General features: G+C 64.3%; 19 protein-coding genes. 4 read left to right on the top strand and 15 right to left on the bottom strand.

Features of this window, described 5'->3' with window-relative positions:
• Positions 1-15 precede the first annotated feature (15 nt).
• The 5 genes from DN611_RS05020 to DN611_RS05000 all read right to left on the bottom strand — a co-directional run bounded on the left by DN611_RS05020 (position 16) and on the right by DN611_RS05000 (position 3,002).
• Positions 16-1,020, bottom strand: a complete 1,005-nt coding sequence (locus tag DN611_RS05020) for a biotin--[acetyl-CoA-carboxylase] ligase (RefSeq protein WP_021747365.1) — start codon at positions 1,018-1,020, stop codon at positions 16-18.
• A gap of 135 nt (positions 1,021-1,155) precedes the next feature.
• The gene (locus DN611_RS05015; protein ID WP_025545878.1) at positions 1,156-1,593 is read right to left on the bottom strand and encodes a DUF523 domain-containing protein; all 438 of its coding nucleotides are present in this window, start codon (positions 1,591-1,593) and stop codon (positions 1,156-1,158) included.
• Positions 1,594-1,597: 4 nt separating this feature from the next.
• Complete coding sequence (locus DN611_RS05010) at positions 1,598-1,972, bottom strand: DUF3783 domain-containing protein (protein ID WP_158629824.1); 375 nt, start codon at positions 1,970-1,972, stop codon at positions 1,598-1,600.
• A 41-nt stretch (positions 1,973-2,013) separates the two neighbouring features.
• Positions 2,014-2,538, bottom strand: coding sequence for a GNAT family N-acetyltransferase (locus tag DN611_RS05005; RefSeq protein ID WP_021747368.1), 525 nt, complete (start codon positions 2,536-2,538; stop codon positions 2,014-2,016).
• Positions 2,535-3,002: an NUDIX hydrolase gene (locus DN611_RS05000; RefSeq protein WP_025545201.1), complete on the bottom strand. Its 468-nt coding sequence runs from the start codon at positions 3,000-3,002 to the stop codon at positions 2,535-2,537. Before DN611_RS05000 ends, DN611_RS05005 begins: the two co-directional genes overlap by 4 nt.
• Before the next feature lie 149 nt (positions 3,003-3,151).
• Here DN611_RS05000 and DN611_RS04995 point away from each other — a divergent pair, with 149 nt between their 5' ends.
• Entirely contained in the window at positions 3,152-3,913 is a 762-nt protein-coding gene (locus DN611_RS04995) for a MerR family transcriptional regulator (protein ID WP_021747370.1), read from the top strand.
• Between the two features lie 54 nt (positions 3,914-3,967).
• Here the strand turns inward: DN611_RS04995 and DN611_RS04990 are convergent, their stop codons facing one another.
• The 3 genes from DN611_RS04990 to DN611_RS04980 form a co-directional block, all read right to left on the bottom strand.
• Positions 3,968-6,556, bottom strand: coding sequence for a cation-translocating P-type ATPase (locus tag DN611_RS04990; RefSeq protein WP_119310788.1), 2,589 nt, complete (start codon positions 6,554-6,556; stop codon positions 3,968-3,970).
• A gap of 218 nt (positions 6,557-6,774) precedes the next feature.
• Positions 6,775-8,112 (bottom strand): APC family permease, encoded by a 1,338-nt coding sequence (locus tag DN611_RS04985; RefSeq protein ID WP_119310787.1) that lies wholly within the window; start codon positions 8,110-8,112, stop codon positions 6,775-6,777.
• Positions 8,113-8,488: 376 nt separating this feature from the next.
• Positions 8,489-8,941, bottom strand: a complete 453-nt coding sequence (locus DN611_RS04980; RefSeq protein WP_025545446.1) for a YjbQ family protein — start codon at positions 8,939-8,941, stop codon at positions 8,489-8,491.
• A gap of 105 nt (positions 8,942-9,046) precedes the next feature.
• On the opposite strand from DN611_RS04980, the gene DN611_RS04975 reads away from it, so the two are divergent.
• From DN611_RS04975 to DN611_RS04965, 3 genes are read left to right on the top strand one after another with little or no spacing between them, the layout of a single operon-like run.
• Entirely contained in the window at positions 9,047-9,298 is a 252-nt protein-coding gene (locus tag DN611_RS04975) for a hypothetical protein (protein ID WP_025545444.1), read from the top strand.
• A 16-nt stretch (positions 9,299-9,314) separates the two neighbouring features.
• A complete protein-coding gene (locus tag DN611_RS04970; protein ID WP_119310786.1) occupies positions 9,315-10,130 on the top strand; it encodes a carbon-nitrogen hydrolase family protein in 816 nt (271 codons plus the stop codon).
• Entirely contained in the window at positions 10,127-10,441 is a 315-nt protein-coding gene (locus DN611_RS04965; protein WP_021747376.1) for an MGMT family protein, read from the top strand. Before DN611_RS04970 ends, DN611_RS04965 begins: the two co-directional genes overlap by 4 nt.
• Before the next feature lie 44 nt (positions 10,442-10,485).
• On the opposite strand, the gene DN611_RS04960 is transcribed toward DN611_RS04965, so the two are convergent.
• The 7 genes from DN611_RS04960 to trmFO form a co-directional block, all read right to left on the bottom strand.
• Entirely contained in the window at positions 10,486-11,682 is a 1,197-nt protein-coding gene (locus DN611_RS04960; protein ID WP_119310785.1) for a pyridoxal phosphate-dependent aminotransferase, read from the bottom strand.
• 360 nt (positions 11,683-12,042) lie between these two features.
• Complete coding sequence (locus DN611_RS04955) at positions 12,043-14,601, bottom strand: DNA translocase FtsK (RefSeq protein ID WP_119310784.1); 2,559 nt, start codon at positions 14,599-14,601, stop codon at positions 12,043-12,045.
• A 194-nt stretch (positions 14,602-14,795) separates the two neighbouring features.
• Positions 14,796-15,635, bottom strand: coding sequence for an undecaprenyl-diphosphate phosphatase (locus DN611_RS04950; protein WP_036631136.1), 840 nt, complete (start codon positions 15,633-15,635; stop codon positions 14,796-14,798).
• 164 nt (positions 15,636-15,799) lie between these two features.
• Positions 15,800-16,483: a ribonuclease III gene (rnc, locus tag DN611_RS04945; RefSeq protein ID WP_021750890.1), complete on the bottom strand. Its 684-nt coding sequence runs from the start codon at positions 16,481-16,483 to the stop codon at positions 15,800-15,802.
• 51 nt (positions 16,484-16,534) lie between these two features.
• Positions 16,535-16,783 carry an acyl carrier protein gene (gene acpP, locus DN611_RS04940; RefSeq protein ID WP_021750891.1) on the bottom strand — a complete coding sequence of 83 codons (249 nt, stop codon included), beginning with the start codon at positions 16,781-16,783 and terminating at the stop codon, positions 16,535-16,537.
• 83 nt (positions 16,784-16,866) lie between these two features.
• Complete coding sequence (gene plsX, locus DN611_RS04935; RefSeq protein WP_021750892.1) at positions 16,867-17,901, bottom strand: phosphate acyltransferase PlsX; 1,035 nt, start codon at positions 17,899-17,901, stop codon at positions 16,867-16,869.
• The gene (trmFO, locus tag DN611_RS04930; protein WP_119310783.1) at positions 17,898-19,208 is read right to left on the bottom strand and encodes a methylenetetrahydrofolate--tRNA-(uracil(54)-C(5))-methyltransferase (FADH(2)-oxidizing) TrmFO; all 1,311 of its coding nucleotides are present in this window, start codon (positions 19,206-19,208) and stop codon (positions 17,898-17,900) included. Before trmFO ends, plsX begins: the two co-directional genes overlap by 4 nt.
• Positions 19,209-19,469: the final 261 nt, after the last annotated feature.

The raw sequence follows: 19,469 nt of genomic DNA, 5'->3' as shown, positions 1-19,469 counted from the left end.
ATCTCCCCCTGTCTCTCACTCTGTATATCCGTACAGGCCCCGGACGGACACCTCGCCGGACCGCACGGTCTTCACCGCGCCGTCCGGCCTCCGCACCACCAGGCCGAATTCCTCATCGATGTCCAATGCCTCCGCCGTCTCGCCGCCTCCGTCCGGGCGCAGCAGCCGCACGGTCCGGCCCAGATTCACGCACCGCCGCCGGTACTCGGCCAGATAAGGACCAGTCTCTCCTGCCGCCAGGGCTGCGCAGAGGCGGTCCACCTCCCGGATGATCTCCGCCGCCAGGGCGGGCCTGGACACAGCGTGGCCCAGGGCCTGGACCAGGGAGGTGGCGATCTCCCGCACCTCGGGCGTGAAATCCTCCGGCCGCTGGGAGACATTGATTCCGATGCCCAGCACCAGCTCCTGCACGCGGGCCGTCTCCCCCTCCAGGGAGAGCTCGGTCAAAATACCGCAGAGCTTTTTCCCATCCAGCACCGGATCGTTGGGCCATTTCAGGCCGGGGCTGACGCCGCACAGCCGCTCTACGGCCCGACACACCGCTACTCCAGCCATGGCCGTCACCGGCGACAGCCGCTCCGGCGGCAGATCCGGCCGCAGCAGAGCCGTCAGGTAGATCCCCTGGCCGCCGGGGGACTGAAAGCTCCGGCCCAGTCGGCCCCGGCCAGCCGTCTGGCGGTCCGCCACCACCACAGTGCCGTCCGCTGCGCCCTCCGCTGCCAGCTGTCTGGCCCGGAGATTGGTGGAGTCCACCTCTGCCAGACACACCAAGGTCCGGCCCACCCGGGCCGTCTCCCCCAGAAAGCGGCGGATCTCCGGCTCCGTCAGCACGTCCGGCGCATCCAGCAGACGGTAGCCCCGGCCGGTGCGGGCCTCCACAGTGTAGCCCTCCCTCCGCAGCGCATCCACCGCCTTCCAGATGGCCGCGCGGCTCAGTCCCAGCCGGTGGCTGATCTCCTCGCCGGAGACGAACGCCCCCTCCTGTTCCCGCAGCAGGGCCAGGACATCCTGTCGGCTCATGTTTCTCTCTCCTCTCCCATATTCATGGCTTCGAGTCTACCACGTTTTCCCCTGGTTGTAAACCGTGCCGGGGAGGAAAAGAACGGCGCCGCCCCGTTCTCCGGGCGCTGCGCCGTCCGTGGCTGTCTGGCCTGTTTAGATGGGGTCCGCCAACTCCGCCACCCGGGACTCTCCGTACACCGGAATGCCCTGGGCACGCAGCAGCTCCGCCGTGACACCCTCTCCCGCCGTCAGCACGCCGGTAAAGGTGCCGTCGTAGACCATCCCGCTGCCGCAGGAGGGACTCCGCTCTTTCAGCAGCGCCGCCTCGCATCCCAGCAGGCGGCAGAGACGCAAGGCCTCTTCCGCGCCCCGGCGGTATTGGGCGGTGACATCGCCACCGTCCCGGGTCATCACCCGGTCTCCCCGCCGCTCCGCCGGCGGACGGGGTGTGGGCAGACCCCCCAGCTGCTCCGGACAGACGGGGACCAGGATGTGCCGCTCCGCCAGATCAGAGATCCAGGGCTGGAGCTTGGAGACCCCGTCGTACCGACAGCGGGCCCCCAGCAGACAGGCAGAGATTAGGATCCGCATCTTCTCACCGCCCGTTCATGGCCTGGTGCTCCCGCAGCAGCTCCTGATAGAGCTTCACAGCGGTCCAGGTCCGGTTGTGGGGCGTCAGCACCGCCTTCAGGCAGTCCCGCCCGATCCCCGCCTGACGCAGCGCCGGCAGAAGGCAGTCCACCTGGTCCTCCAGGCCGCACAGCACCACCATCCGCCCACCCAGAGGGCCGCCGTTGAACGGCAGTACCGTGCCGGGGTCATCATCCAGCCCCGCCAGCACCGCCAGGGGCTTGTTGTAGTCCTGCCGGGCCACCGGCACCACCTCCGCCCCGAAGGGCCCGGCGGCGGCCGCGGCAGCCAGAATGGTGGGCAGCTCCTCAAAGCCGAACAGCAGCAGTTTTCTGCTCATGAACATTCCTCATTTCTTCATGTTGCACGGGGCCGTCCCGGTCAGACGGTCTCCGCCGGACCAGCCCAGCGGCGGGCGTAGTCCCAGATATCCAGCATCCGCCCCTCCCGGCAGAAAGCCCTGTGGTGGACGGCGGTGCGGACAAAGCCCAGCCGCTCCAGAATTCGGACGCTGGCGGTATTCTCTGCCACCGTGTCTGCCAGCACCAGGGCCGGTGCCAGCCGTTCCAGGCGCCGCAGTGCCTCCGCCGCAGCCGCAAGTCCCAAGCCCCGGCCCCAGCAGGCGGGAAGCAGCTGGTAGAACAGCCCATAGATCCCGGCGGCCGTATCCACCGGCGGGCAGCCGGCCAGTCCCCGGAATGCCGTCCCCTCCCGGAGGGCAAAGACCGTGGAGAACGGCAACCCCCGCTGGCAGTCCAGCAGGTGTTCCAGCCGGTCTGCCGCCCCCGCCTCCGTGCAGGGGGCAGCAATATTGGTCCATCGGATCACCGCCGGGTCGGCCCACAGAACCGCCGCCTCTGGGAGATCGTCCCAGGACAGCGGCTCCAGTGTCAGAGCGGGTATCATACAATCCGCCTCCCATTCAGCACCGCCCGGTCCAGCCGGTCTCCCTGGTATTGGAGCTTCAGGGAGAAGAAGGGGACGTTCTCCTCCAGCAGGCGGAGGAAAATTTTGTCCCCCTCCCACATGGGAAGGCCCCGCAGCTCCGCTTTTTTAATCCAGGCCAGCTCTCCCTCATCGCAGGGGTGGGGCGTGCCGGTCCAGCCAGTGGCGGTGAAGAGGTGCATATACTCGGTGGGTGCCTCATCGGACACAAAGGTCACCAGGCCCCGGTAGCGGTAGTCCGTCAGCGTCAGGCCCGTCTCCTCCCAGGTCTCCCGGAGGATGCAGTCCTCGGGGCTCTCCCCATCTTCGAATTTGCCGCCCACGCCGATCCATTTGTCATGGTTCAGATCGCCCTTCTTTTTCACCCGGTGGAGCATCAGGTAAGCGTCGCCCCGCTCCAGATAGCAGAGGGTGGAATTGATCATCTGCCATCCCCCCTTCCGTGATCCTTGAAATGGTGTTATCCTATTATAGTTCATTGCCATGGAAAAAGAAAGCCTGGTTTTTTTCGTGAACCCCCTTGACCTTGCCGCAGCGTCAACTGTTATACTCCCAATCGACAGGAGGGATCCCTATGGAATACACCGTCAAGGCGCTGGCCGATCTGGCCGGCGTCACGCCCAGGACTCTGCGCTGGTATGATCGGATTGGACTGCTGAAACCTCTGCGGACCACGGAGGCCGGATACCGCCTCTACGGCCCAGCGCAACTGGATCGCCTGCAGGACATCCTGTTCTACCGGGAACTGGGACTGGACCTGGCCTCGATCCGGACCATTCTGGACGACCCGGCCTTTGACCGCCAGGCGGCGCTGCAGAGCCACCTGGCAGAGCTGGAGGCCCGTCGGGCCCGACTGGACGATCTGATCCTGACTGTCCAGCGAACGATTAACGACATCAAGGGAGGAACGAAGATGACCGATCAGGAGAAATTTGAAGCCTTCAAGCGCCGCACGGTAGAGGCCAATGAGACCGCCTTCGGGCAGGAGATCCGGGAGAAATACGGAGATGAGGAGATGGACCGGGCCAACGCCTGCGTCCTGGCGCTGACCCAGGAGGAGTATGCCCAGTGGAAGTCCCTGGGGGGTGAGATCCACACCGCTCTCGTCACAGCCGTGAAAGCAGGGGCGGACCCCGCCGGGCCGGAGGGCCAGCGGATTGCGGCGCTCCATCGGCGGTGGCTGTCCTACTCCTGGGAGTCCTACACGCCCCAGGCCCATGTGGGCCTTGCAGAGCTGTATGTGTCCGATCCCCGGTTCACCGCCTACTATGACCGGGAAGTCCCCGGCTGCGCCGCCTTTCTGCGGGATGCCGTCCGGACCTACACCGGCGCGTAAGGAAACAGGGCCGCCCCATAAGGGGCGGCCCTGCCGCTTTGATTTGGAGTGGATTTACTTCTTGCCCATGCTGCGGATGGCTTTTAAGACCTGAATGACCACCATGGAGCCGAAGGCCAGCCCCACAATGCAGCCCACCAGTCCGATAGACAGCTCCGCCACCTGGAACAGCGGCTCCAGCGGTGGGATCAGCAGCACCGCCGCCAGCAGCAGCGCGCCGACGGCGAAGGCGCCCAGCAGGAACTTGTTGTTCCAGAAGGCCCGGGTGAAGAGCACCGGACGGCCGGACTTGCAGTTGAAGCCGTGGAACAGGCGGCTCAGGCATAGGGTGGCAAAGGCCATGGTGCTGGCCACGGCAGCGCCGCCGCTGGCCAGGCCGATGTGGAAGGCAATGATGGTGGCCAGGGCGATCACCAGGCCCTCCGTGCCCACGCTCAACAGGAAGGGCTTTGTCAGGATACCCTCACTGCGGGGACGGGGCTTTTCCTGCATCACCGCGTCACTGTGGGGCTCCAGGCCTAGGGCGATGGCGGGCAGGGAGTCCGTCAGGAGATTGATGAACAGCAGGTGTACCGCTGCAAAGGGCACCGGCAGCCCCGCGAGAGAGGCATACAGTACCGTCAGAATGCCTGCTGTGTTGCCGGAGAGCAGGAACTGGATGGCCTTCTTGATGTTGGTATAAACATTCCGGCCGTTCTTGACGGCCTGGACGATGGTGGCGAAGTTGTCATCCGTCAGCACCATACCGGCAGCGTCCTTGGCCACCTCGGTGCCGGTGATGCCCATGGCCACGCCGATGTCCGCCTGCTTCAGGGCCGGGGCGTCGTTGACGCCGTCGCCGGTCATGGCCACCAGATTGCCCCGCTCCTGCCAGGCCCGGACGATGCGGATCTTGTGCTCCGGGGACACCCGGGCATACACGCTGACCCTGGGTACGAACTCCCGCAGTTCCTCATCGCTCATGGACTCAATAACGGCACCCTCCACGGCCTCGGTGCCGGGGGTGAGGATGCCGATCTCCTTGGCGATGGCGGAGGCGGTGACCTTGTGGTCGCCGGTAATCATGATGGGCCGGATACCGGCGGCGATGCACTCACCGACGGCCGCCTTGGACTCCTCCCGGGGCGGGTCCATCATGGCGATGAGGCCCAGGAACTGGAGGTCGTTCTCATCCTCCAGGCCGATGGCGGGGGCGGTCAGCATCCGCTTGCCGAAGGCCAGCACCCGCAGGCCCTGCTGGGACAGCTCCTCGTTCATCCGCTCGATCTCCGCCTTCTCCTCCGGAGAGAGGCGAGTGCGGCCCAGCATCACGTCCACGGCCCCCTTGGTCAGCATGGTCAGGCCGTCCGGCAACTGGTGGACTGTGCTCATCAGCTTCCGGTCGGAGTCAAAGGGCAGCTCCGCCAGACGGGGATACTTGCCCCGCGCCTCCGCCTCGTCGAAGCCGTAGCTCTCGCCCAGGCGCACCAGGGCGGTCTCTGTGGGGTCTCCCACCTCTCCGGATTCGTTCACCGTGGCGTCGCTGCATAACAGGGCGGCACGCAGCAGCTCCCGCTGTTCCGGGCGAGAGAAGTCCGCCCCGTCCGCCGGGATGATCTGGCCCCCGGTGCAGAGCTTCTTCACAGTCATCTTGTTCTGAGTCAGGGTACCGGTCTTGTCGGAGCAGATGACGGACACGCTGCCCAGGCCCTCCACCGCCTGGAGCTTGCGGATGATGGCGTGCTCCCTGGCCATCTTCTGGGTGCCGAAGGACAGTACGATGGTGACGATGGAGCTGAGGGCCTCCGGAATGGCGGCCACTGCCAGGGCCACGGCAAAGAGGAAGGCGTTCATCACATTCTCGCCCCGCAGGAACACACTGACGGCAAAGAGGAGGGCGCAGATGACCAAAATGCCGATGGAGAGCTTGCGGCCGAACTGGTCCAGGCTCACCTGAAGAGGGGTCTTTTTCTCCTCCGTGCTCTTCAGCAGGGCGGCGATCCTGCCCATCTCTGTGTGCATACCGGTGGATGTCACCAGGAACCGGGCCCGGCCGTAGGTGACGAAGCAGCCGGAGAACACCATGTTCTTGCGGTCTCCCAGCGGCACGTCGCCGTCGATGTCCGCCAAGTCCTTCTCTACCGGCAGGCTTTCGCCGGTGAGGGCGCTCTCCGCGCACTTCAGGCTGGCGCACTCCAGCAACCGGCCGTCGGCGCAGATGGAGTCGCCGGCCTCCAGCACCACCACGTCGCCCACGGTGACCTCCCGGCCGGGGAGCTGGACCACCTGACCGTCCCGCACCACCTTGGCGGTGGGGGCGGACATCTGCTTCAAGCTGTCCAGGGACGCGGTGGCCTTCACCGTCTGCACCGTGCCCAATATGGCGTTCATGGTGATGACCGCCAGGATGACCGCCATGCTCTCCACATCCCCCAGGATGGCGGAGACGACGGCGGCTAAGATCAGAATGATTACCAGAAAGTCCGCGAACTGCTCCAGAAAAATCCGCAGGACGCTCTTCCTCCCGCCCTCCTGCAGCTCATTGGGGCCATAATGCTCCAGGCGGCGGGCGGCCTCCGCGCCAGTCAGGCCCTCCGGGGTGCTGCTCAACTCCTGAAACAGCTCTTCCCGGCTCTTCTGCCAGATAGTCTTTTCCGTTTTCATAAAACTCCTTCTTTCCGGCAAGACGCAAAAAAGACGAGACTTTTGCGTCAATGCCTCTGCATTGATACAAAAGTCTCGCCGTTTCAACCCGAAGCGGGGCCGAAGCCCGTACTGACGCCGTTGGGTACACAATCAAATGTGCCAGCTACTCCCTTTTGGTACTGAAGGCACTATACTCCATTTTCCCCACATTGTCAATCCCTAATCTTCCACTATTTTCATTTTTTCCGCCGGTCAAACAGCCAGCCGATGCCCATGACCGCGGCGTACACCACCAGATAGTACAGCACGGTCACTCCATACCCGGCAAAGGCGGCATACACCATAAAAGCACAGGCGCACAGGGCCAGAGCCGGCATGACGAACCGCCGGAAAGGGTTCAGGTCCGTGCTCTTCCGCATGAATTGAATGAACATGGGCACATACATGCCGTACAGGGTGATGATCGGCAGCTCCGAGGAGTCGAAGCTGAAGGCGCCGAACCAGGGTCCGCCCACATTGGCGCCATAGAAGTACACCAACCACAGTGCGGAGAGGCCCAGGCTAACCAGGGCGGAGTTGCCCGCCATATTGGTCACCGGGTCCACCTGGCGGAACAGCTCCGGCATCGGTCCTTCGTTCCGGACCGCCAGAGCGTACATCCCCCGACAGCAGGAGAGCGTTAAGCCGTTCAGGGTCCCCAGGCAGGAGATGACGATCAGCACGAACACCACTGTGCCCGCCGTCTCCCCGAACACCCGCTGGAAGGCCATCTTGGCCGCTGCCTCGCCGCTGGCCATCAGCTCCTCCGTCGTCACTGCGCCGGTGAGACCGATGTAGTAGAGAATATAGGTGAGCACCACGATAAAAGAGCCCACCACCAGGGCTCGGGGCAGGGTCCGCTTGGCATCCCGCAGCTCCGCGTTGATGGAGGTAGCCAAGATCCACCCCTCATAGGCGAAAGCTACCGCCACGGTAGAGGCCATCAGCCCCTCGCCGGTGGAGATGGCGCCGGTACTCATGGTGGCGAAGTTCTCCGCCATGCGGCCGTTCATCATGCCCACCGCCGCGCCGCAGGCGGCCATCAGCGCCAGGGGGATCATCTTGATAACAGTGGTGGACACCTGGAACCTGCCTGCCAGCCTGGGTGCCAGGGCGTTGAGCACGTGGTCCAGGCACAGCATCGCCCCGGCGATGGTCATGCAGGCGCCGCCGGTGATGTCCCAGCCCAGCAGTACACAGAAGTACCGGGCGGAGATCCAGGCCAGGGCGGACACCAGGCAGGGCGTGTACAGCACTGCCATGAACCAGCCCACGTAGTAGGCGTACCGCCGCCCCACGGTGGCCTCGGCGTAGTCCACCAGGCCGCTGACCTTTTCATACCGGGTGGCCATGGTGGCGAACACATAGGAGCAAATAATCATGATGGCGCCCACGATTCCCCACGCCAGGATCCCCAGAGGCATGTTGCCCTTGGTGGCCTGGAGCACCTTTTCCGCCTTGAAAAACACACCGGAGCCAATGACGATTCCCACTACCATGCAGATGGCCGTGGGCAGGCCGTACCGCTTTTCCATGGCTCTCCCCTTTCTCTATTTAAAGCTTTCCTGTGGCATCCCTTTAAAGGGCAGTAGAAGAAGGATACCACAACTCTGCACAAATTGCAATCTATTTTCTGCGCTTTTCGACAGCAGTATGCAAAAAAAACGCCCCCATTCCGGGGCGTGTTTCTTTGGTCATGCTGTGATCTTTTTTGTAAGCGCCGAGCTGCTTGCTCTCCCATTACTTGGAACACAATGTCCCGCATCCGGTCCCGGGTGTCGCATCCCCCAGCCGCTTGGCGCGGCCGGGGGCCCTGCATCTCACTGGTGCGGGCAGGCAGAGCCCGCCCGCGCCAAGGTCCCTGCTCCGCCGGAACGCTTGAATGCCGGACGCTCGGCACCCACGCTGCACTCACTCTCCCATCACTTGGAACACAATGTCCCGCACCCGGTCCCGGGTGTCGCACTCGATGAGGGTCAGGTTCTGCCAGGGCCCTACGGTGATTTTGCCGTTCACAAAAGGCACCGTGATGAAGGGGGACAGCAGCGCCGCCTTGATGTGGGAGGATCCATTGTCGTCATGCCAGGTCTCATGATGCCAGTAAGGCACCACCCGCCCCTTCTCATCCAGATAGGGGGAGAACACATCCAGCGCCGCCTTCAGGTCGTGGTTCACAATGCCCGGCTCGAACTCCAGGGTCGTCAGGCCCGCCACGCCGCCGGTGGTGAAGCCGGTGACCGTCCCGGCAGAGATGCCGTGCTGCCGGCATGCCTCCTCCACTGCGTGCTGAAAGTCCTCCGTCACGTCGATCATGCCCATGTGGGCCTTGGTGTGGTATGTCTTTTTCTCCGTGTAAACTGCCATCTTCCATGCCTCCTCTGTTTTTTGCATTGTAACACAGTTCCGCCCATGTTACAATGGGAGAAGAGCATTCCCCGCCCTCCGGCGGGAGAGAGGAGGCAGCCGCCCATGGAGTGCGGAATCGTCACCGTGGACCTCCACGGCAGGAACACCTATCAGGCCAAGGTCACGGTGGATGCCCTGCTCCGCCGGGCCGGGGCCGGGACGTACCGGCTCCGCCTGATCCATGGCTGTCATCAGGGCACGGCCCTGCGGGACTTTCTCCAGGTGGAATACGGGCACCACCCGCAGGTGAAGCGCCTGCTCCGCTCCCCCGACGGGGGCGCCACAGATCTGGTGCTGCGGGAAATGACGGAATGATTGAGGAGGTGCGCCTATGCGCATTGCGCTGATCCAGATGCCGGTGCTTCCAGACAAAGTGAAAAATATCCAGACCGCCTGCGGCAAAATCCGGGAGGCGGCCAAGAATGGAGCGGACTTCGCCGTGCTGCCGGAGATGTTCTGCTGCCCCTACGACAACAGCTGCTTCGGCGCCTACGGCGAACCGGAGGGCGGCGAGGCCCAGACGGCCCTGTCCCACCTGGCAGCGGAGCTGGGGCTCTACCTCGTGGGCGGGACTGTGCCGGAGCTGTCGGAGGGCCGGATCTACAACACCAGCTACGTCTACGGCCCCGACGGCCGCCAGCTGGCCAAGCACCGGAAGGCCCACCTGTTTGATATCGACGTCCAGGGGGGACAGCGGTTCCGGGAGTCGGACACCCTCTCCCCGGGAAATGCCATCACCACCTTCGAGACGGCCTTCGGCACCATGGGGCTGTGCGTCTGCTTCGACCTGCGGTTCGAGGAGCTGGCCCGGTGCATGTGCCTGCGGGGGGCAAAGGTGATCTTCGTGCCGGCGGCCTTCAACATGACTACCGGCCCCGCCCACTGGGAACTTCTCTTCCGCCAGCGGGCAGTGGACAACCAGTGCTTCACCGTGGGGGTCTCCCCCGCCCGGGACGAACAGGGCTCCTACGTGGCCTACGGCAACTCCATCGCCGTGGATCCCTGGGGCGCCGTGCTCTGCCGGGCCGGGGCGGAGGAGACAACCCTGTACGCGGACCTGGACGTGGAACGGCTGGAGGCGGTACGGGCCCAGCTGCCCATCCTCTCCGCCCGGCGGACGGATCTGTATGAGGTGCGGGAGAAGTGAGCGGCACAGTCTTCGGCGCATTCTATGACGTGGTCCGGCGGATCCCCGCCGGAAGTGTGTCCACCTACGGCCAGGTGGCGCGGCTGGCCGGGATGCCACGGAGCGCCCGGCTGGTGGGATATGCCATGGCGTCCTGTCAGGACCCAACCGTGCCCTGCCACCGGGTGGTGGACCGCTTCGGCGGCACCAAGGCGGCCTTCGACACCTTTGCCCCCGGCACCCAGCGGGCCCTGCTGGAGGCGGAGGGTGTGGCCTTTCGCCTGGACGGCACGGTGGATCTGGAACAGTGCCTCTGGACACCGGAATCATAAAAACATGAGGAGAGCGGCTTTTGCCGCTCTCCTCTGCTCGTTTCTCACAGCTTCCGGCTGTTGTATGCCTCAATGCCGTGGGCCAGGACCTCCATGGCCCGCCGCAGATCCGCCTGCTTCAGGATATAAGCCAGCCGGACCTCGTCCCGGCCCTTGCCGGGGGTGCCGTAGAAGCCCTCGCCGGGTGCGAACATGACGGTCTCCCCGTTGTCCTGGAACTCCTCCAGCAGCCAGGTCTGGAACTTGTCGGTGTCATCCACCGGCAGCTTGGCCATGAGGTAGAAAGCGCCCTTGGGGCACTCGCACACCACGCCGGGGATCTGAGATAGGCCCTCCATGCAGGTATCCCGCCGCCTGTGGTACTCCTCCCGCACGGCGGAGAAGTAGTCGGAGCCTACGCCGTACAGGGCGGCAGCGCCCAGCTGGTCCAGCGTGGCCGCGCACAGGCGTCCCTGGCAGATCTTCAGGGCCTGGGCCATCAGTTCCCGGTTCCGGGACACCAGGATGCCCACCCGGGCGCCGCAGGCGGAGAACCGCTTGGAGATGGAGTCCACCACCACCACGTTCTCGGCCGCATCGTCAAACTGGGCCATGGAGGCCAGAGGCTCGCCGCCGTAGACGAACTCCCGGTACACCTCGTCGCTGATAAGGAACAGGCCGTGCTCTTTGGCGATGTCCGCTATCAGGCGCATCTCCTCCGGGGAGAGGACCACGCCGGTGGGGTTGCCGGGGTTGGTCACCAGGATGGCCCGTGTGTGCTCGTTGATCAGGGGCTCGATTCGCGCCCGGTCGGCGTAGCGGTAGCCCTCCTCCGGAGTTGTGGGGATAGGCCGGATCACGCCGCCGGTGACACTGACAAAGGTGTTGTAATTGGGATAGAAGGGCTCCGGGATCAGGATCTCGTCTCCCTCGTCCAGAATGCAGGTCAGGGCCATCTGCAGCGCCTCGCTGCCGCCGGCGGTGGCGTAGATGTCCGATTGCTCCAGGTGGATGCCCAGGTTGGCGTAGTAGCCCTGCACCGCCGTCAGAAACTCGGACACGCCGGGGGCCGCCGCGTAGGCCAGTACCGGGTCCTGGAAATTCTTCACCGCGTCAAAGAAGGCCTTGGGCGTCTCAATGTCCGGCTGGCCGATATTCAGATGATAGATCTTGCGGCCCTTGGCCTCTGCCGCCAGCTCATAGGGCAGAAACTTCCGCATGGGAGAGAGCTCACACCGCTGAATCTTGCTGGAAAATTTCATAAAAAAGACCTCCTTGGTCGGATTTTGTAATCTCATTTACGGCGGCCGGCAATAAAAAACGCCCCTGACATCTCTGTCAGGGGCGAACATTCCATTCCGCGGTACCACCCTGATCTGCCTCCAAATGGGAGGCATCTCATGTCATCCGGTAACGGGGATGGGCCGTTCCGCTCCTCGCGGACTGCTCCAGAGTGGCTGCCGTGCGGCGTGGGCTGGGGGCTTGCACCGTCTCCCCCTCGCTTCTAAGCCGGTTTCGCAGGGCTGGCTCTGTCATCGCGTTTATGATAGTCCCATTATACGTCTTTGCGGGGATTTGTCAAGCAGAGGTTTTCAGAAATCTCCGCTGAAGGCCTGCATCCGTCAGGTCTCCTCTTCCGTCGGGAAGGGAGGCTCGTCCGCCTCCGGGGCGGGCGCGCCGCCCATCTGCATCTCCTGCCACTGGGCACGGGTGATCAGCAGCTGCCTGGGCTTGGAGCCCTCGAAGGGCCCCACGATGCCCCGTTCCTCCATCTGGTCCACCAGGCGGGCGGCCCGGGAGTAGCCCAGCTTCAGCCGGCGCTGGAGCATGGAGACAGAGGCCTGCCCGGTCTCCAGCACCACCTCCACGGCGGCGGGGAGCAGCTCGTCCCCCTCGTCCTCTCCGGCCTCCGGCGCCGCGGCCGCGGCGCCCTTGCCGCCTTTCTCCTTCTCCTGCATGGACTCCTCGATCTTGGCCATGACCTCATCGGAGTAATGCGCCTCACCGGACTGCTTCACGAACTCCACCACCCGTTCGATCTCCTCCGGGGAGATGAAGCAGCCCTGGACGCGGGTGGGCTTGCCCTGGCCCAGGGGAGCGTAGAGCATATCGCCCTTGCCCACCAGCTTCTCCGCGCCGGTGTTGTCCAGGATGATTCTGGACTCCAGAGAGGATGCCACAGCAAAGGCGATGCGGCTGGGAATGTTGGCCTTCATGAGGCCGGTGATCACATCTGCGGAGGGCCGCTGGGTGGCGATCACCAGATGGACGCCGGCGGCGCGGCCCATCTGGGCCACCCGGCAGATGGACTCCTCCACCTCCTTAGCAGCCACCAACATCAGGTCGGCCAACTCATCAATGACCACCACCACGCTGGGCAGCGTCTCCAGGTCCTCACTGGCCCGGGCCAGGCGGTTGAACTCCTCCAGCTTCTTCACGCCATGCTCAGAGAAGGTCTTGTACCGCTTCATCATCTCGAACACCGCCCACTGGAGGGCACCAGCGGCCTTTTTGGGATCCGTCACCACCGGGATCAGCAGGTGGGGAATGCCGTTGTAGGGGGCCAGCTCCACCATCTTGGGATCCACCATGATAAAGCGGACCTCATCCGGGGTGGACTTGTACAGCAGCGACACAATCAGGGAGTTGGTGCACACGGACTTGCCGGATCCGGTGGTGCCGGCGATCAGCACGTGGGGCAGACGCTCGATATCCCCCACGATGTTCCGGCCGCCGATATCCCTTCCCAGGGCGAAAGCCACTTTGGACTTGTGCTCTGTGAACTCCCGGGACTCGATCACGTCCCGGATCAGCACCGGCGTCACCTGCTTGTTGGGCACCTCGATGCCCACCACGGAGATCTTGTCCGGAATGGGGGCGATCCGCACGCCGGAGGCCCCCAGGGCCAGGGCGATATCATCCGACAGGTTGGTGATCTTGCTGAGCTTCACGCCCTGGTCCAGCACGAACTCATATCGGGTGACGGAGGGGCCGTGGACCACGTCTCCGGCAGTGGCGTCCACACCGAAGCTGGTGAGGGTCTCCGCCAGGCGGCGGGAGTTGTTCCGCAGCTCTGCGCCGGTCTCGGCATAGTTTTCCTCCCGGCTCTCCTGCAGCAGGGTAATGGGGGGGAACTGATAGGTGTCCGCATCCTCCGTCAGCTTCTGCTCAATCTCCGCGGTCACCGCTGCCGTAGCGGCGGCTACCTCCTGGGCCACGGCCCTCTTCCCCGCCGCCGGGGCAGGCGGGGCGGCAGGCGCTGCGGGGGCGGGCTCCGGAACGGATACCTCTTCCGCCACAGGCGCCGGGGTGGGAGCGGCCTTGGCGCGGGCCGGAGACGGCGCAGGTTCCAGCGCCGCCTGCTCCGCCTCCTTGTCGGAGAGCACCTGGTCCGGCGTCTTCATCTTGTCGGACTTATGCCGGAAGAAGCCGGTAAACCGGCCGGACTCTTCCTCCGGCTGTGCGGACGGCTCCTCGCCGTCCAGGGGAATGTCGATGGCGGGCCTGCTCTGGCGCTCTCCCCGCCGCCGGGGCGGCTCCGCAGGAGCGATGTGGACGGCGGGCGTAGGCTCCGGCTCCTCCTCGTACTCCGGCCGGTTCCGTACCATCTCCAGAACGGCGGAGGGCGTCACATGCAGGGCCGCCAGCAGCAGAACCGCCAGCAGCAAGCCGAAGAGGAAGAGAGACACCACCTTGGAGACCGCCAGCACCGCCGCCTCCGCCAGCAGGCCGGAAACGGCGCCGCCCGCCTTCAGGGCAAGGCCCGCCGTCCAGAGATTCTTCAAAACGCCCCAGCCGTTCAGCGCATAGTCTCCCCCTGCGAAAATGGTGTGGAACAGCGCTCCTGCCAGCAGCGGCAGCAGCAGGGCGCAGGTGGTCCGCAGGGTGACCGGGCGGCCCCGGTGCAGCAGCAGGATCCCTCCTGCCAGCAGCATGGCAGGGCCGGCCAGCCAGTAGCCGTAGCCGAACAGTCCCTTCAGGAGCTTGGCCAGCAGGTCGATGAGGATCGCCTGCACGCCGCAGTAGCTCACCAGCACACACAGCGCCAGCACCAGCAGTATCACGCCCCCCACCTCCCGGCGGATGGGACGCTTCTGAGGCTGCTTACCCTTGGCCGTGCGTGAGCCGGAGCGGCTGCCGCTCTTTTTCGTTGTCGTCTTCTTCTGCGTTGAGGATGCCATGCTTCTCTCCTTCGAGGTTCCAATCTCCTTTGTTTACCGTCAATGCAGCGCAACGGAGATGCGCCGCAAAATCTTCGGTTTTCCAGAGGCCCTTTCCTGAGCGGCCTGGCCGAACCTGCCCGTTCCAGGGTCTGGCTCCGCCGGACGCCTGATGCCGCTTCCGCCGCGGACGTGCTCTGCGCACCAAAGGCAAGTTACTTCAGCACAAGTGTCAGCGCCAGCACGATCAGGCCCACTGCCCAGCAGTAATACGCGAACCAGCCGAACTTGCCTTTATCGGCGATCATCTTCAGCAGGCGGATACAGATATAGCCCACCACGGCGGCCACCGCCACTCCCACCAGATACACGGGAATGTCCGATACGATGATGGAATTCTCCTGAATGGCGTCCTTCAAGGTCAGGATGTTGGCCCCCAGGACGGCAGGGATGGACAGCAGGAAGGAAAAGCGCACCGCAAACTTCCGGTCAAAGCCCACAAAGCAGCCGGCGGTGATAGTGGTGCCGGAGCGGGAGATGCCGGGGCAGGTGGCGATGGCCTGGGCAATGCCCACCAGCAGCACATCCAGCAGCTTGGCGCTCCGCTCCGTCTTGCGGCCTTTTTTTACCCGGTCGCTGGCGAACAGCAGAAAGCCCGTCACGATCAGAGCCCCCGCCACGAAATAGATATTGCCGGACAGGCCCTCCACCAGATCCTTCACCGGCAGCACCACAAACAGGGGCAGCGTGCCCACGATAATCAGCAGGATCATCCGCCGTGCCGGCGGGATGGGGTTGGGTGTGGTGCCGCGAACCAGATCGCGGACGCCGTCGATCAGCTCCACGATCATGTCCCGGATGTCCTGCCAGTAGGCCGCGAACACTGCCACCAGGGTTCCCAGGTGCAGCAGCACGTCAAAAAAGTCCGGCGTCGCCGGAACGCCCGCCTGGCCCAGGAAGTGCTCCGCAATGGCCAGATGGCCGGAACTGGAGATGGGCAGGAACTCCGCCAGGCCCTGGATCAGGCCCAGCAGGATGGATGACAGCAAAGACAATGGATTCAATCCCCCAGTCATTTAAAATCGCACATACATGCTTGAGTATATCACGGCCAGGCTGAAAATTCCAGTCATATTTCCGCATAGCCCGGAGAAAAGCAAAAAACAGACCGGCCGTTCAGGACCGGTCTGCTCATTTGTATGCAGCGGCCGAAGGCGGTTCACGTCTCCTCCAGCGTCTCCAGCGCGGCCTTGGCCGCCGCCTGTTCGGCCTCTTTCTTGCTGTGGCCGGAACCGGCGCCGATGGGCAGTCCGTTGAGCTGCACCTCCGCCTGGAAGGTCTTGTCGTGGTCCGGCCCCGCCTCGCCGGTCATGTGGTAGGTGAGCACCTGATCCGCCTGGCGCTGGACCAGTTCCTGCAGAGCCGTCTTGTAGTCCCGGCGGCGCTCCTCCACTACCTCTTCCTTCTCTGCGTCCAGCAGGCAGCGGTGGATCAGGGCGGAGGCCGCCTCGATCCCCCCGTCCAGGTACACAGCGGCAAACACCGCCTCCGTGGCGTCTGCCAGGATGGAGATCCGCTCCCGGCCACCGCCAGCCTCCTCGCCCCGGCCCAGCTTCAGATACTGGCCCAGGCCCAGCTTCTGCGCCACTTCATACAGGCTCTGCTCACACACCAGGGCCGCCCGGATGCGGGTCAGGTCCCCCTCCGGAAGGTCCGGGTGCTGGCAGAAGAGAAACTCCGCTGTCACAAAGCCCAGCACGGAGTCCCCCAGGAACTCCAGCCGCTCATTGCTGCGCAGCCCACCGGCCCGGTGCTCGTTGGCGTAGGAGCTGTGGTTCAGCGCCTCCTCGAGAAGAGCCTGGTTGCGGAAGGTGTAATTCAGTTTTTTCTCCAGATCCCGCATATCGTCCACTCCCAAAAGGAAGCCCCGCTCTGCGCGGGGCGTTCCTGCAAGTTATCCGTTCAGCTTGCCTGCCACGTAATTCACCGCGTCGCCCACGGTCTTGATGGCCTTGACCTCGTCCTCCGCCGTCTGTCCCAGCTCGAACTCCTCCTCCATGGCCATCACCAACTCCACCAGGTCCACAGAGTCGGCGCCCAGGTCGTCTTCAAAGGAGGTCTCCAGCGTCACCTCGTCCAGCTCCATACCAAACTGCTCGGACACCAAATCCTTCATGGTCTGAAAAATTTCCTCATTCGACATGTCGTTCACCCCTCAAGGAAAAATGGTTCTGTGCCTTGCTGGGGTAATCATACGGCAATCTCTACGGCGGTGTCAATAGGAAATCAATTTTTTTCCATGCCGGGCTGGACCCGCATGTGTTCGATGTTGGCCTGAATGTCCGCGATGAAACCGCTTTCCGCATACTCCTTGGCCCGCAGCACCGCATTTTCGATGGCCCTGGCGTTGGAACCGCCATGGGCCTTGATCACCGGCTTTTGGATCCCCAGGAAGGGTGTGCCGCCCACCTCGCTGGGATCCAGCAGCTTTTTCATCTGCCCCAGATCCCCTTTCACCAGACCGGCGGCCAGCTTGGTCTTGGTGCTGGAGAGGAACATCTCCTTCAGGGACTTGAGCAGGAACTTGCCTACGCCCTCCATGGTTTTCAGCATCACATTGCCGGTGAAGCCGTCGGTAACGATCACATCGGCGGTGCCCATCATGGCCTCGTTGGCCTCCACATTGCCGATGAAGTGGATGCGGCCGGCCTCCCCAGCCTCTTTCAGCAGGGCGTAGGTCTCATGGCGCAGGGTGTCGCCCTTCTCCTCCTCCGCACCGATGTTCAGAAGGCCCACCCGGGGCTTTTCGATGCCCATGACCCGCTGGGCGTAGTAGCTGCCCAGGTACGCAAACTGGAGCAGGTACTCCGGCGTGCACTCGGCGTTGGCGCCGCAGTCGCAGAGGACCGCCCGTCCCCCGGCGGTGGGAATCTGGGGCCCCATGGCGGCCCGGCGGATGCCCCGAATGCGCTTGACCACCAGCGTGGCCCCGGAGAGCAGCGCCCCGGTGGACCCGGCGGAGACAAAGGCGTCTCCCGCGCCGTCCTTCAGCAGGTTCAATCCCACGGTCAGGGAGGAGTCTGGCTTCTGCTTGAAGGCCATGGCGGGGTCATCCGCGATCTCCACCACCTCTTTGGCGTCCTTGATCTCCACCCCTGCGGGCAGACTCTTCTGGCCGCAGGCCTCCACGGCCTTCAGCACCTCCGCCGTCCGGCCCACCAGAATGATCTCCACCCCATGGTTCCGGTTGGCGTCCAGCGCACCCCGGACGATTTCCAGCGGCGCGTTGTCTCCGCCCATTGCGTCTACGATGATCTTCATGCTTCCCGCACCTCCTGCTTGATTTGGTCGATGATGGCCAGTGAACGGGCCGACAGCTCCGCGTTCTTATTCCGCTTCCCCTTCACCCGATGGTCCAGGGGCGGCATGATGCCGAAGTTGATATTCATGGGCTGGAACATCGTGACGGAGGGATTGGACACATACAGCCCCAGAGCGCCGATGGCGGTCTCCCGGGGGAAATCGACGGGCGGCCTGCCGGTCAGGCGCCGGGCGGTCTCCACCCCCACCAGAAAGCCGGAGGCGGCGGACTCCACATATCCCTCCACGCCGGTCATCTGGCCGGCAAAGGAGAGCCGGGGCTCCGCTTTCAGCCGGTAGTACCGGTCCAGCAGCCGGGGAGAGTTCAAAAAGGTATTCCGGTGCATGACGCCGTAGCGCAAAAACTCCGCGTCGTGAAGGGCGGGGATCATGGAAAACACCCGCCGCTGCTCCGGGAATTTCAGGTGGGTCTGGAAGCCCACCAGGTTGTACACCGTGCCGTCGGCGTTGTCCCGCCGCAGCTGCACCACGGAGTAGGGCTCCTTTCCCGTGCGGGGATCCTTCAGCCCCCGGGGCTTCAGGGGGCCGTAGCAGAGGGTATCGTGGCCCCGGCGGGCCATGACCTCCACGGGCATACAGCCCTCAAATACCATCTTGTCCTCAAAGCCGTGGACCGGGGCCTCCTGGGCCGTGGTCAGCTCCTTCCAGAACGCGTCGTACTCCTCCTCGGTCATGGGGCAGTTGACATAGTCCGCCGTTCCCCGGTCATACCGGGAGCCGAACCAGGCCTTGTCCATGTCCACGCTCTCAGCGGTGACCAGGGGGGCCGCCGCGTCGTAGAAGTGGAGGGCGGTGTCCGCCCCCAACAGGGACTGGAGCCGCTCCGCCAGGGCGTCGGAGGTCAGGGGGCCGGAGGCGATGACCACCTCCCCCTCCGGGATCTCGGTCACCTCGCCGGGCACCACGGTGATATTGGGGTGGCTGCGGATCTGCTCCGTCACCATGCGGGCGAAGCCGTGGCGGTCCACCGCCAATGCGCCGCCGGCCTCCACCCGGGTGGCGTCGGCGCACTGGAGGATCAGGGAGCCCAGCCGCCGCAGCTCCTCTTTCAAAAGGCCCACAGCGTTTTCCAGCTGGTCGCTCCGCAGGGAGTTGGAGCAGCACAGCTCCGCGAAGTATTCCGTCTCATGGGCGGGGGTCTTTTTTTCCGGCTTCATCTCCCGGAGGGTGACGTCGATACCCCGCTGGGCCAGCTGCCAGGCAGCCTCCGAGCCGGCCAGGCCGGCGCCGATAACTGTTACATTCATAGTTTGGATCCTTTATCTATCGTTGGTTGATGGTGCGTCCCATGGGACGGGGAATCTGGCTCCCGCCAAGGGGCCGTTTCCACGGGGGATGCGCCCCCCATTCTCTTTTTGGTCTTGCTCAAAAAGAGAATGCGCCGCGCCCGGTGTAAGAGAAAAAGGCGCTTTGGCCGCAACTTTGCACGTGCGTGCAAAGTTGCTGTACGGGGGTCGGCGTGAGATGGTGCCTGCGGGGTTGCGAGGGCTTCCCGACGGGCGCGGCGG

The sequence above is a fragment of the Oscillibacter sp. PEA192 genome, assembly GCF_003574015.1.
Classification (GTDB): domain Bacteria; phylum Bacillota; class Clostridia; order Oscillospirales; family Oscillospiraceae; genus Oscillibacter; species Oscillibacter welbionis.
Note: the sequence above shows the minus strand (reverse complement) of the source record. Positions and strands in the feature narration are given on the sequence as shown.